The 13,646-nt window shown below is 74.2% G+C and carries 10 protein-coding genes; 7 read left to right on the plus strand and 3 right to left on the minus strand.

Annotated elements, in window-relative coordinates:
- Positions 1–13 precede the first annotated feature (13 nt).
- The gene (locus tag LX15_RS04810; protein ID WP_253668248.1) at positions 14–1,741 is read right to left on the minus strand and encodes an EAL domain-containing protein; all 1,728 of its coding nucleotides are present in this window, start codon (positions 1,739–1,741) and stop codon (positions 14–16) included.
- Positions 1,742–1,909: 168 nt separating this feature from the next.
- On the minus strand, positions 1,910–3,103 hold the full coding sequence (locus LX15_RS04815) for a lycopene cyclase family protein (RefSeq protein ID WP_253668249.1): 1,194 nt from the start codon (positions 3,101–3,103) through the stop codon (positions 1,910–1,912).
- A 633-nt stretch (positions 3,104–3,736) separates the two neighbouring features.
- Between LX15_RS04815 and LX15_RS04820 the strand changes: the two genes are divergently transcribed.
- The 3 genes from LX15_RS04820 (at position 3,737) to LX15_RS04830 (ending at position 6,931) form a co-directional block, all read left to right on the plus strand.
- Positions 3,737–5,311 carry a deoxyguanosinetriphosphate triphosphohydrolase family protein gene (locus LX15_RS04820; RefSeq protein ID WP_253668250.1) on the plus strand — a complete coding sequence of 525 codons (1,575 nt, stop codon included), beginning with the start codon at positions 3,737–3,739 and terminating at the stop codon, positions 5,309–5,311.
- Positions 5,312–5,477: 166 nt separating this feature from the next.
- Positions 5,478–6,116, plus strand: a complete 639-nt coding sequence (locus LX15_RS04825) for a hypothetical protein (protein ID WP_253668251.1) — start codon at positions 5,478–5,480, stop codon at positions 6,114–6,116.
- A complete protein-coding gene (locus LX15_RS04830) occupies positions 6,116–6,931 on the plus strand; it encodes an acVLRF1 family peptidyl-tRNA hydrolase (RefSeq protein ID WP_253668252.1) in 816 nt (271 codons plus the stop codon). Before LX15_RS04825 ends, LX15_RS04830 begins: the two co-directional genes overlap by 1 nt.
- A 169-nt stretch (positions 6,932–7,100) precedes the next feature.
- On the opposite strand, the gene LX15_RS04835 is transcribed toward LX15_RS04830, so the two are convergent.
- A complete protein-coding gene (locus LX15_RS04835) occupies positions 7,101–7,883 on the minus strand; it encodes an SDR family oxidoreductase (protein WP_253668253.1) in 783 nt (260 codons plus the stop codon).
- Positions 7,884–8,081: 198 nt separating this feature from the next.
- Here LX15_RS04835 and LX15_RS04840 point away from each other — a divergent pair, with 198 nt between their 5' ends.
- From LX15_RS04840 to LX15_RS04855, 4 genes are all read left to right on the plus strand, one after another.
- Positions 8,082–9,710, plus strand: a complete 1,629-nt coding sequence (locus LX15_RS04840; RefSeq protein ID WP_253668254.1) for an ABC-F family ATP-binding cassette domain-containing protein — start codon at positions 8,082–8,084, stop codon at positions 9,708–9,710.
- Between the two features lie 231 nt (positions 9,711–9,941).
- Positions 9,942–10,151: a helix-turn-helix domain-containing protein gene (locus tag LX15_RS04845; RefSeq protein ID WP_073480963.1), complete on the plus strand. Its 210-nt coding sequence runs from the start codon at positions 9,942–9,944 to the stop codon at positions 10,149–10,151.
- A gap of 67 nt (positions 10,152–10,218) precedes the next feature.
- Positions 10,219–11,034, plus strand: coding sequence for an enoyl-CoA hydratase/isomerase family protein (locus LX15_RS04850; protein ID WP_253668255.1), 816 nt, complete (start codon positions 10,219–10,221; stop codon positions 11,032–11,034).
- Between the two features lie 528 nt (positions 11,035–11,562).
- Positions 11,563–13,572: an ABC transporter ATP-binding protein gene (locus LX15_RS04855; protein WP_253668339.1), complete on the plus strand. Its 2,010-nt coding sequence runs from the start codon at positions 11,563–11,565 to the stop codon at positions 13,570–13,572.
- Positions 13,573–13,646 lie beyond the last annotated feature (74 nt).

Here is a 13,646-nt window from a genome sequence, read left to right on the forward strand (position 1 = left end):
CCCTCGACCCCGGTCACGCCACCCCGCCGACCGGGCCGGCGTGCGCGGGGGAGCGGGAGTGCGCGCCGGCGGGCGCGCCGCGCAGCACGTCGACCCTCGGCGACCCCGGCCGCCCCAGCACCCAGCTCGACCCCAGCAGCGCCTTCGCCTGCTGCTTCAACGGCGCGAGCAGTCGCGACACCTCCCGGTGGTCGGCCACGCTGCCCGGCGCGCACACCAGGGTCGCCAGGGACAGGCTGATCGGCATGCCCGCGACCGACCTCGGCGCGTCGAGCACCGCCGTCGCCAGGGGCACCAGGTCGTCCAGGTCGGCCACCACCAGGAAGTCGTCGCCGCCGACGTGCCCGACGAACACCGACCGCAGCGGCGCCGCCGCGTCGGTGAGGCTGCGGCCGATCGAGCGGATCAGGTCGTCGCCGGCGGCGAAACCCGCGCCGTCGTTGACCCGTTTGAAGCCGTCGACGTCCAGCCAGCACGCGGCGAACACCTCGCCGGCGGCGATGCGCCGGTGCACGTCCCTGTTCACCGCGTCGCTTCCCGGGAGCCGGGTCAGCGGGTTGAGCGCGGCGGCCTCCTCGACCTTCAGCTCGGCGACGCCCCGCACGATGTCGCTGATCCGCACCACGCCCAGGCACCGCCCCGCGTCGTCGACGACCACCACGTCGTCGTACCGGCGGTCCGGCTCGCCCCTGGCCACCGCGTCCAGCACCTCCATGGCGGTGGCCGCGCTGCCCACGGCCCTCGGCCGGTCGGCGAGCCGCTCCGCGCCCCGCTTGGCGTGCAGGGCGTGCCCGTACGGGCCGGTGACCGCCAGCAGGAACCGGTTCCTGTCGATCGTCCACAGGGGACGGTCCTCCTCGTCCACGAGCACGACCCCGGTGACCGTCGGCCGGTCGGCGAGCACCTGGCGCACCTCCTCCGCCGTCGCCGAGACGGGCAGCGCGACCGCGGGGTGCAGGAACTCGGTCACCCTCGGGCCGGCCATCACCACGGGCGCGCGCGGGAGCCCCGAGTCGGTGGCCTCCACGACCGGGGTGGCCATCGAGACCCGCTCGACCGGGCGTCGGGCGGCCGGCGCGAGCAGGCTGCCCTGCACCAGGTGCACCCCCATCCGCCGCAGGGCCGTGAGCTGATGCTCGGCCTCCACGCCCTTGGCCACCAGGCCGGCGCGGGTGCGCTGCGTGAAGTGCAGCAGCGCCTCCACGAGCGCGGCCCTGGCCGGGTCGTGCGGCAGGCCGCCCACCAGGAACCGGTCGACCTTGACCAGCTCGGGGGCCACCTCCGCGAGCAGGTTCAGCGGGCAGTCCACCTCGCCGACCCCGTCCCAGGACAGCCGGAACCCGGCCTCCCTCAGCTCGGCGAGCCCGTCGAGCAGCCGGTTCCTCGGCAGGTGCGCGAAGACGCCGCCCACGTCCAGCGTGATCTCCCGCGGGCCGCGGCCCTGGTCGGCCACGGCCCGGCACAACGGCTCGAACGCCGCCACCCCGAGGCTCGCCGTGTCGGCGAGCACGTTGAGGTGCAGCGGCAGCAGTGTGTCGTGCTCGCCGGCGGCCAGGAGGGCGCGCACGGCGAGCGCGACGTCGGTCTCGGCCAGCCGGTCCTCCTCGGCCGCGGCGCGCAGCAGGTCGTACACGTGACCGCTGGCCGGCCGGGCCAGGACCTCCATGGCCACGACGCCGCCCGTGTTGAGGTTGACCAGTGGCTGGAAGGCGAAGCGGACCTGATCCAGCACCGCAGACACGCGCCCATGCTGCCCAACCGGGTGGGGGGTATCGAGTCCCCCGCCTGCGGTTTCACCAGTTGTTTACCGCGCCGTTCCGTGGGCCGCCGCCGCGCTGCGCCGAACGGGTGGCCACGATGGTCTGGTCCGGTCGGTCCACCCGGGTGAACGCCGGTTGCGCCGGACGGGTCACGGGCGGATGCCGGGGAGGTCGGGCAGGCGCAGCCCGACCACGCCCAGCGCGAGGTGCGCCCGCAACCGCCAGGACGCCGAGCCGAAGAGGGCGGCCATGGCGGCGACCGTGCCGGTCACGTCCTCCCGGTCGGAGAGGTAGGCCCTGCGGTGGTGCGGCCGGAGCCGGAAGAAGGTCTCGAAGAACACGGGCACGCCCGAGGGTGGCAGGCCGAGCAGCACCTCCAGCCCCCGGCGGCGCAGCGCGTGCACCGCGAGCGCCGAGGGCGGCCACACCACGCGCCGCGCGGCGGCCGCCGCCGCGGCCGGCCCCGAGGGCAACGCCTCCGCGACCGCCCGCGCCACCCTCGGCGCCAGCGCCAGCGCCGCCGCCAGGCTGTAGCCGGTCGCCGGGTGCACCAGGGCCGAGGCCGCGCCGAACGCCACCACGCGACTGGCGCCCGGAGTCGGGAGATCCAACGGGAACCGCACGCGCTCCTCGGGCGCGTCGAGCTGGTCGATCTCGCGGCCCACGGCCGCGAACCGCGACCGCAGCCGGCGGCGCAGCACTCCGAGGGGGAGCCCGGGCCGGCGGGCCAACGAGGTCTCCTCGACCAGGACGCGGTCGCCCGGCATGGGCAGCGCGTACAGGAAGGTGGGGCCGTCGCCGGTCTGGTCCGGCGCCGGCCGCCAGTCCATGAACAACGCCTCGGCGTCGCCGAGCAGGGGCTCGGCCCACGCGCGGGGGACGGTGATCCCGACGGCGGTCTGCTCCGCCGCCGCTCCCCGCGACGGGCCGCTGCTGAGCGTCCGCGCGGCCCCGGTCGCGTCGACGACGACCGCCGCGACGAGGTGACGTCCGTCGGTCAGGTGCACGGTGCTGTCCGTGGCGGAGTGCAGCACGCGCCGCGCCCTGCCGGCGTGGACCGCGATGTCGGGGTGCCGGAGGTGGGCGCGCAGCCGCTCGTTGTCCAGCACCGCGTAGGGCGGGAGCGGATGGGGGTTGATCGCGACGGCGCGCGTGCGGTGCGCCGTGGCCGCGACCGCGTCGCCCGGGAGGTCGCGGGGCAGCTCGTCCCGCCAGGCGGCGTAGGTGGCACGCCACGGTCGGTCCGGGGCGGGATCGAGGAGGCCGGTCCGCAGGCCCGCGCGGGCACACGCGCCGGCGAGCGCGGTCCCTGCCGGGCCGGCGCCGATGACGAGCACGTCCACGGGGGCATCAGATCACGGGGACGTCCCGTCCGCCCGGGAAGGCCACCCGGGAAGGTCGCCGGGGAAGGTCGTCGGGGAAGGCTCGTCGGGGCGCGGCCACCGGGTTTTCCCGACGGTCGAACGGAATCCGCCATGCGACGTCGGCGTCCTCCTGGTCCGCCGAACGAGGCCGCGTTCACCAAAACGGCGCGCCCCCACCCGTCGGTGTCGATGATCACGCTTCTGGTGGTGTTCCCGGCGCGTCGGATGACTTTTCCGGAATCTGTCTTCCGGAGTCGGCCGGCGCCCTCGCCCGTGAATTCTCCACACGACCGGATTTGGCGGTGGTTGCAACAAAAACGAGACGCACATCGTATACGACACGCGAACGCCCCGTCGCTTCGCGCCGCAAGCGGTTCTCCCGTGTTCTCCCCGGCTTCTCCGGGTGTTCTCCGTGTTCTCCTCGGCCGCCGGCGCACATGACCTGGAGTCAGTGAAGCGGAGCAGGGGGAGTAATCAAACGATGATGGGACGTCTTTTCGGGACAGGAAGGCCCTGACGTGATCTTCCGGTCACCCCCGCCCTCCCGTCGGCGGTCACGGGGCGCACCAGCCCCGCGCCGCGATCCCCCGCTCGGCGGACTACCGTCGGGGCATGCGCGATCACGGGGTCGATCCGAGGGCGGTGCGTCGCTCCACCGGGGAGCACCGCACTCCCGTGTCCGCCGACCTGGTGGCCAGCCCGTTCCGGGTCGACCGCGACCGGGTGGCCAGCTCGCCGTTCTTCGCCCGACTGGGCGGTGTGACCCAGGTGGTCAGCCCGACCGGCTCCGGACTGCTCGTGCACAACCGGCTCACGCACAGCCTCAAGGTCGCCCAGGTCGCCAGGGCGATCGCCGAGCGGCTCACCGCCGACCCCGACACCGCGGTCCTCCTCCACCGACTGGGCGGGTGCCACCCGGACGTCGTGGAGGCCGCCGCGCTGGCCCACGACCTCGGTCACCCGCCGTTCGGCCACCTCGGCGAGCAGGTGCTGGACCGGCTGGCCCGGCACCGGTTCGGCCTGCCCGACGGGTTCGAGGGCAACGCGCAGTCCTTCCGCATCATCACCACCACCGACGTGCGCGGCCCCGCCGCCTCGGGCCTCGACCTCACCACCGCGACCCGCGCGGCCACGCTCAAGTACCCGTGGACCAGGCTGTCGCACCCCCAGCCCCACCCCAGGGCGATGCCCGTCCCGCCCCGGGGCGCGGGCGAGCCGGCCGACATGCCCGGCACCGGCTCCGCGAAGTTCTCGGTGTACGTCACCGAACTGGATGATTTCGTCCAGAGCCGCGCCCCGTTCACCGGACGGATCGACCCGTGGCAGCAGACGGTCGAGGCCGCGGTCATGGACATCGCCGACGACGTCGCCTACGCGATCCACGACCTGGAGGACTTCCACCGGGTCGGCGTCCTCCAGCACGCCACCGTCTCGGCCGAGCTGGCCGCGTGGCAGGCCGACGCGCTGGAGCTGGCGGGCGCGGACCGCGACGAGCTGGTCGCGCACTCCCGGCGGCCGGGCCGGTCCCTGGAGCTGCTGCGCCGCAGGCTGCACGTCAAGGACTCGTGGGTGGTCGACGACGACGCGTTCGCCGCCGCCGTGTCGACCGTGCGCAAGGAGCTGGTGGACGGCCTGCTCGCCGTGCCGTTCGACGGGTCGGTGGAGACCGAGCAGGCGGTGGCCGAGTTCTCCGCGCGCTGGACCGCCCGACTGTGTGACGGCGTCGCCGTGCTGGCCGAGCCCCACCCCCGGGCCGCGCACGTCGTGCTCACCACCGAGCACTGGCACGAGGTGCAGGTGCTGAAGTTCGTCCACCACCGCTTCGTGTTGGCCCGGCCCGACCTCGCGCTGCACCAGCGGGGCCAGGCGCGCCTGCTCACCGCGCTGGTGGAGGCGTTGGACCAGTGGCTCACCGACCGGCACGAGGCGTCCCGGCTGCCCCGCCGCCTGCACGACCTGGTGGAACTGGCCGGCGCCGAGTACGCGAGCCTGGCCGCGACCAGCCCGGAGCTGCTGGTCGGCGCCACGGGGGAGGCGCCGAGGGGGCGCGACGCGGTGCGCGCGTTGGCCAGGGGCCGGGGCGTGGTGGACTTCGTCGCCTCGCTCACCGACACCCAGGCGGCGGCCATGATGGACGCGCTGTCCGGTCGCACCGGACAATTGTGGACGGACGCGTTCGTGCTCTGATCAGCCCACGAGGTGATCACCCGGACAGGTGCTGCGGCCGTCCGCGGGGCGTCCCTAGGGTGGTTCGGCCGCCGACCGACCGACGAATCGGAGTCCACAATGGACAGCCGAGAGCGCGCGCGGGGCCGTGGCCGTCCCGCACCCGGTGGCCCATACGCTGTGCGGCGTGACCGCGATCGCCTCAGCCCTGGACCGCCCGTCCGCCCTCGACGGCGGGGGTGCCGGCGGGGGAGCGGGGGACGACGTGCGGCCGGCCGGTGAGACCGTTGACGCGTTGGCCGAGGTCGCGCAGTGCGTCCTCGGCGGCGACCCGGCGCGCACCGTCGACCTGGTCGACCTGCTCGACGGGCCGGTGGAGGCGCCCGTCGACGTCGTGCGCGCCGGCGACGACCTGCTGCCCCGGCTCGCCCACGAGGGCGCGCTCGGCGACACGTTGTGCCTGGCCAGGCGCGCCCTGCGGCCGGGAGGCCTGTTCGTGGCGGCCGTGCCGGAGCTGGACGGCCTGCGCCGGCTGCGCCCGACCGCGCCGCCGCCCCGCGTGCTCGGCCACGGCGAACGCCGACAGGTCACCGTGCAGCTCTGGGACTGGTCCGACGACGGCTCCTGCTACGGGCTGGAGGTCGTGCAGCTCGTCCGCCGCGCGGGCGCGTGGGAGATCGCGCGCACGGTCTCCACGCGCCACCGCGTCCTGACGCAGGAGGAGGTCGCCTCCGCGCTGGCCGACGCCGGGTTCGCCGCCGTGCAGCGGCTCGCGCCCGCCGAGAGCGGGCACCCCCTGCCCGTGTGGGTGGCGGTCGCGCCCTGATGAGCCGGGCCAGACAGGTCGCGGGCGGCGGCCGGGCGGTGGAGGTGTCGCCGGAGCGGCTGACCGGCTGGTTCGAGCGGTTCGCGGCGCGGCACGGCGGTGTCCGGGGCACGACGCTGACCGCGAGCCGGGTCGAGGTGCGCGCCGAGGACGGAGCCCGCGCCGAGGTGGAGGTCCCCTTCGGCGGACTGGACCTCGGTGAGCCGGCCGTCGGTGGCTCGGACGTCGGAGGGCTGGGCGTCGGAGGGCTGGGCGCCAGTGGGCTGGGCACCGGTGGGCTGGGCACCGGTGGGCTGGGCACCGGTGGGCTGGGCGTCGGTGGGCTGGGCGTCGCGGCCGGCGAGCATGAGGGCCTGGTGGTCGCGCCGCTCGTCGCCCACCTACTGCGGCCAAGGCGGATCGGGTTGGTGCTGGTCAGGCTGGGTGGGTGCAGCGTCGGCGTCGCCGAGGGCGGGCGGGTGACGGTGTCGTCCACCGACCGGCGCCAAGTGCACGGCAGGAACAAGGCCGGTGGTTGGTCGCAGCAACGGTTCGCCCGGCGCAGGGAGGGGCAGGCCAGGGAGGCGCTGCGCGCTGCCGCCGACACCGCGGCGCGGGTGCTGCTCCCGGTGGCGGCCGACCTCGACGCGGTGGTGCTCGGCGGCGACCGCGCCGCCCTGGCCGCGCTGCGGGAGGACCGCCGCCTCGGCGCGTTGTTCGCGCGCGCCGAGGAGCGGGTCCTCGACGTGCCCGAACCCCGGCGCTCCGTCCTCGACGAGGCCGCGGAGCGGGCGCGCTGCGTCGAGGTCGTCGTGTTCGAGTCAGCGACACCCTGACACCGCACGATGGAGGGAAGAAATCACCTGCTCGTGCGCGAGGTTGTCCACAGGCCGCCCAGTTATCCACATGTGGATCTTCGTGTCTCGCCCCGGCCTTCCTCTTGCCGATAGGCTGGTCACGGGGTGCCCCCCAGGGCGGGTGGGGGCTGTACCCGGGAAGGCGTGATCAACCGAGGGTGCCGGTGGCCAGCAGCCCGCCGTCGACGCGGACGACCTCGCCGGTGATCCACGAGGCCGCGTCGGAGGCCAGGAAGGCCACCATCCGGGCCACGTCCTCCGGAGCGCCCAGCCGCTTCATCGGGTAGCCGGCGCTGGCCTCCTCCTCGCGCCCGGTGTAGAGGGCCTCGGCGAACCGCGTCTTCACCACCGCCGGCGCCACCGCGTTGACCCGCACCTTCGGGCCGAGCTGCCAGGCCAGCTCCTCGGTGAGGCGGATCAGCGCCGCCTTGCTCGCGCCGTAGGCGGCGATCACCCCGGAGGACCGCAGACCCGCCACCGACGCCACGTTGACCACCGCGCCGCCGTGCTCCGCCATCCACGCCTTCCACGCGAGCTGCACGAACCCCAACGCGCCCACCACGTTGACGTCGAAGATCTTGCGCACCGCGTCGAGGTCGGCCTCCATCAGGAAGCCGTACACCGGGTTGATGCCCGTGTTGTTCACCAGCACGTCCAGCCGGCCGAACCGGTCGACCGTGCGCTCCACCGCCTCCGCGCGGTCCTCGGCCTTCCCGGCGTTGCCCGCCACCGCCAGCACGCGCTCCGCCCCGTCGGGGACGGTTCCGGCCAGTTCGTCGGCCGCTGCGCGCAGTTCGTCCGGTTTGCGTGCGGTGATCGTCACGCTGGCCCCCCTGAGGAGCAGCTCGGCGGCGATCGCGTGGCCTATCCCCCTGCTGGCCCCCGTGACCAGGGCGGTCCGGCCGGCGAAGTCCTGGGTGGGCTGCGTCATGTCGGCACTCTAGAGCCGGTTACCGTTCGGTAGCCAGGGGTTGTGCGACCGGTGGCACACAAAACTCGTTGAACACCCTCCGTACACTGTCCGGTGGTGGTTCTGCTGTCGGACTAGGCCCGGGGCGAGCCCGCCGGTCACGGTCGGTGGGCGTCATACCGCTACCCGCCCGACGCCACGATCTCTCGGAGTCCTCTCTTGATCACTGTGACCGACCTCGAACTGCGGGCCGGCTCCCGGATCCTGCTGTCCGACGCCACCCTGCGGGTCCAGCCCGGCGACCGGATCGGCCTGGTGGGCCGCAACGGCGCCGGCAAGACGACCACCCTGCGCGTCCTCGCCGGCGAGGGCCAGCCCTACGGCGGCGAGGTGCGCCGCTCCGGCGAGCTGGGCTACCTGCCGCAGGACCCGAGGGAGGGCGACCTCCACGTCACCGCCAAGGACCGGGTGCTGTCCGCCAGGGGCCTCGACGAGCTGCTGCGCGACATGGAGAAGACCCAGACGGCCATGGCCGAGCTGGTCGACGACCGGGAGCGGGAGGCCGCCGTCCGCCGCTACGGCCGGCTGGAGGAGCGGTTCGCCGCGCTGGGCGGGTACGCCGCCGAGAGCGAGGCGGCCAGGATCTGCGCGAACCTCGGGCTGCCCGACCGCGTGCTCGCCCAGGAGCTGGGCACTCTCTCCGGCGGTCAGCGCCGCCGGGTCGAGCTGGCGCGCATCCTGTTCGCCGCGGCCGAGGCGGGGGCCGGCGGCAAGTCCGGCACGACGTTGCTGCTGGACGAGCCGACCAACCACCTCGACGCCGACTCGATCGCCTGGCTGCGGGGCTTCCTCAAGGCCCACACCGGCGGCCTCGTCGTGATCAGCCACGACGTCGAGTTGCTCGACGCCGTCGTCAACAAGGTGTGGTTCCTGGACGCCACCCGGGGCGAGGTCGACGTCTACAACATGGGCTGGCAGCGCTACCTGGAGGCCCGCGCGGCCGACGAGAAGCGCCGCCGCCGCGAGCGGGCCAACGCCGAGAAGAAGGCCTCGGCGCTGATGGCCCAGGCCGACAAGATGCGGGCCAAGGCGACCAAGGCCGTCGCCGCCCAGAACATGGCCAAGCGGGCCGAGAAGCTGCTCGCCGGCCTGGACGCCGAGCGGGTGGCCGACCGCGTCGCCAAGATCCGCTTCCCCGACCCGGCCCCGTGCGGGCGCACCCCGCTCACCGCCGAGGGCCTGGCCAAGAGCTACGGGTCGCTGGAGATCTTCACCGGCGTGGACCTGGCCATCGACCGGGGCTCCCGCGTGGTCGTGCTCGGCCTCAACGGCGCCGGCAAGACCACCCTGCTGCGCCTGCTGGCCGGCATGGAGCAGCCCGACACCGGGCGCGTCGTGGCGGGACACGGCCTGCGCCTGGGCTACTACGCGCAGGAGCACGAGACGCTGGACCACGAGGCCAGCGTGTGGGCCAACATCCGGCACGCCGCGCCGGACGCCCCGGAGCAGCAGCTCCGCAACCTGCTGGGCACGTTCCTGTTCACCGGCGAGCAGCTCGACCAGCCGGCCGGCACGCTCTCCGGCGGCGAGAAGACCCGGTTGGCGCTGGCCGGCCTGGTCTCCAGCGCGGCGAACGTGCTGCTGCTGGACGAGCCGACCAACAACCTCGACCCGGCCAGCCGCGAGCAGGTGTTGGACGCCCTGCGGAGCTACCAGGGGGCCGTGGTGCTGGTGACCCACGACCCCGGTGCGGTCGAGGCGCTGGAACCGGAGCGGGTGATCCTGCTGCCGGACGGCACCGAGGACCACTGGTCCGCCGACTACCTCGAACTGGTCCAGTTGGCCTGACCCGGCCACCCGATCGACGGGACGCGCCTGAACCGGTCGGTGCACGCGGTTCGCACATCCGGCTGCTGTTTTGTTGATCTTGTTGCCCCGATGATCGGCGCGCGGTAACACGATGACCACGCACCGATGATTTTTCATGATCGCCTGGCGTTTACGGCTTTCGTGTTCGATCATTGCGGCGACAGGGGCCGCGAGTGTGGCCCGACCTGCTCGGAAGGAAGGCGGGACATGGTGGCTGACCTGAAGAAGGGCGCCCGCATTACCGGCGCCGCGCGGGACAAGCTGGCCGCTGACCTGAAGAAGAAGTACGAGAAGGGCGCGAGCATCCGTTCGCTGGCGGAGTCCACCGGCCGGTCCTACGGGTTCGTGCACCGCGTGCTCACGGAGTCAGGGGTGCAGCTCCGCGGACGCGGTGGCGCCACCCGCACCAAGAAGAAGTGAACAAGTAACCGTTTACGACATCGAATCGGAGACCGGCTTGCCGGGTTCGACAATCGAATCGGATCTGTTGGCCCGTGGTGGCGTCCGGCTGGACGTCGAGGGGGCCCGGGCGACCATCACGCTGGATCGCCAGGAGGTGCTCAACGCGCAGACCCCGCTGACGTGGGAGGCGCTGCGGGCGGTGGGGGAGGGGCTCGGCCCCGAGGTGCGCGTGGTGGTGGTCCGCGGGGCGGGCCGGTCGTTCTCGGCCGGCCTGGACCGTCGGTTGTTCACCCCGGAGGGCTTCGACGGCGTCCCTGGGCTGTTCGCCATGGCCGCCGAGCCGCGCGACCGGATCGAGGCGACGATCGCCGAGTTCCAGCAGGGCTTCGCGTGGCTGCGCGACCCGGCGCGGGTGACCGTCGCCGCGGTGCACGGCCACGCGATCGGGGCGGGGTTCCAGCTCGCGCTCGCCTGTGACCTGCGCGTCCTGGCCGAGGACGCGCGGTTGCGCATGGCCGAGACCAGCCTGGGCATCGTGCCGGACCTGGGCGGCACCCTGCCCCTGGTGCGCTGCGTCGGGTACGCCAGGGCGGTGGAGATCTGCGTGACGGGACGCGAGGTCGACGCCGAGGAGGCGCTGCGGATCGGGTTGGCGAACCGGGTCGTCCCGGCCGACCAGCTCGACGAGGCGGTCGACGACCTCGTCGCGCGGTTGCTCCGGCCACCGGCCGGGGCCGTGCGGGAGACCGTCGCCCTGCTGGCGCACGCGGAGAGCCTCGCCGACGCCGGAGAGGACGCCACGGGCGCCGAAGGCGGTGCCCTGGAGCGGCAGAGGGCGGCGGAGAGGGCGGCCCAGGCCCGGCGACTGGCCGACCTGGCGGCGGCGGTCGCCCGAGGCTGAGCCCGAGCCCGGGTTGAGGCCCGAGCCCGGGTTGGGCCTGGAGCCGGTGGGCGGCGTCGCCGGCTCCGCCGAGTTCCGCGCTGGGTCGATCCGGTCCGGGCGAACCACGGCGCTCGGCCGCGCGCCGCCACGGCGCTGGCCGTGCCCCGGCCAAGGGCGGGGCCGGGCAGGTCGGCGCAGATCGGTGCGGGACCGTGCGGGACCGTGCGGGGCAGCGGTCGGCGCAGGGCCGTGCGGGGCAGCGGTCGGCGCAGGGCCGTGCGGGGCAGCGGTCGGCGCAGGGCCGGTCCCCGTCGCGCTCCGGTCCCCGCACGCCTTCCTCGTTGTTCCCCCAGTTGTTCCCCGCGCGATGTCGGTGCTCACCGGCATGATGGGCGCGCCCGACCAGCACCGCGGTCGACGTCCGTCGTTCCCGTGTGACCTGGTCGATGTTCACGCAGCGTGAACCAGGGAAGCGGCGCGCTGCCCGCCGCGTTGTCCGTGCCACGGGACGTGTGCTCGGGGCGGGCGCGAGGAGGACTGGACAACGTGGATTCGACCTGGATGCTCATGGTCAGCGCCATGCGGCGGGCGGACGCCCCGCGTGGCGTGCGACGGGGCACCCTCCGGCGGGTGATGGCCTTCGCCCGCCCGCACCGCAGGGCACTGGTGGTGTTCCTCCTGCTCACGGTGCTCTCCGCCGTGGTCGGCGTCGCCACCCCGGTGCTGGCCGGCCAGGTGGTCGACGCGATCATCGGCCGGCGGGAGGTCGGTCTGGTCGTCACGCTGGCCGTGGTGATCGCCGTCCTCGCGGTCGTCGACGCCGCCGTCGGCCTCGCCGAGCGCTGGTTCTCCGCCCGCATCGGCGAGGGCCTCATCCTCGACCTGCGGCGCGCCGTGTTCGAGCACGTCCAGCGCATGCCGGTCGCCTTCTTCACCAGGACCCGCACCGGCGCGCTGGTGAGCCGGCTGAACAACGACGTGATCGGCGCGCAGCGCGCCTTCACCTCCACGTTGTCCGGCGTGGTCACCAACGTGATCCAGCTCGCGCTGGCCGTCGGCGTGATGGTCAGCCTGTCCTGGCAGGTGACCCTGCTGGCCATGCTGCTGCTGCCGGTCTTCGTGCTGCCGGCCCGACGCGTCGGCAGCCGGATCGCGCACCTCCAGCGGGAGGCGGCCACGCTGAACGCGGCGATGACCACCCAGATGACCGAGCGGTTCTCCGCGCCGGGGGCGACCCTGGTGAAGCTGTTCGGCCGGCCGGAGCGGGAGGCCGAGGAGTTCGGGGCGCGCGCCGAGCGGGTGCGGGACATCGGCGTGCGCAACGCCATGGCCACGCGGATCTTCATGACCTCGCTCACGCTGGTGTCGGCGCTGGCGTTGGCGCTGGTCTACGGGCTGGGCGGCTGGCTGGCGCTGACCGGTGGGCTCGCCGCCGGCACCGTCGTGACGCTCGCGCTGCTGCTCACCCGGCTCTACACGCCGCTCACCGCGCTGGCCAACGCCAGGGTGGACGTGATGACGGCCCTGGTCTCCTTCGAGCGGGTGTTCGAGGTGCTGGACCTGCCGCCCATGATCCAGGAGCGGGAGCGGCCGAGGACGGTGCCCGAGGGGCCGGTCTCGGTGCGGTTCGACAACGTGCGGTTCAGCTACCCGTCGGCGGACAAGGTGTCGCTGGCCTCGCTGGAGGAGGTCGCGGTGCTGGACAGCCGGGGCGGCGAGGAGGTGCTGCGCGGCATCGACCTCCACGCCGAGCCCGGACAGCTCGTGGCGTTGGTCGGCTCCTCGGGCGCGGGCAAGTCCACGCTGGCCTCCCTGGTGCCCCGTCTGTACGACGTGGACTCGGGCAGCGTCAGCCTGTCCGGTGTGGACGTGCGCGACCTGAGCTTCGCCTCGCTGCGGCAGACCGTCGGTGTGGTCACCCAGGACGGCCACCTGTTCCACGACACCATCGCCGCGAACCTGCGCTACGCGCGGCCCGACGCCGGTGACGACGAGCTGTGGGACGCCCTGCGGCGGGCCAGGCTGGACGATCTGGTCCGCTCGCTGCCGGACGGCCTGGAGACGATCGTCGGGGAGCGCGGGTACCGGCTGTCCGGCGGTGAGCGGCAGCGACTGACCATCGCCCGGCTGCTGCTGGCCCAGCCGAGGGTGGTGATCCTCGACGAGGCCACCGCGCACCTGGACTCCGAGTCGGAGGCGGCGGTGCAGGCCGCGCTGACCGAGGCGCTGGCCGGGCGGACGGCGCTGGTCATCGCGCACCGGCTCTCCACGATCCGCGCGGCCGACCAGATCCTGGTGGTGGAGGACGGCCGGATCGTCGAGCGCGGCACGCACGCCGAGCTGATCGCCCTGGACGGGCGGTACGCGGAACTGCACCGCACCCAGTTCGCGGACCGGTCGGCTCCGCCGACCGCGAACGACACGGCGGTCGACACGGCGGTCGACACGACGGTCGACGCGGTGGTCGACGGGTCGGCCGACGCGGCGGCCGTCCCGACGGCGGCGAGGCCGCTGACGAACGGGCTCGCCGAGACGCCGGCGGTCGCCGCCGGCTGACCGGGCTCCGCGCGCCCCGGGGTTTCCTCGGGTCGCCCCGGGTTCCCTCGGGCTTCCTCAGGTCCCCTCGGTCC

This window comes from Streptoalloteichus tenebrarius, from assembly GCF_024171885.1.
Classification (GTDB): Bacteria; Actinomycetota; Actinomycetes; order Mycobacteriales; family Pseudonocardiaceae; genus Streptoalloteichus; species Streptoalloteichus tenebrarius.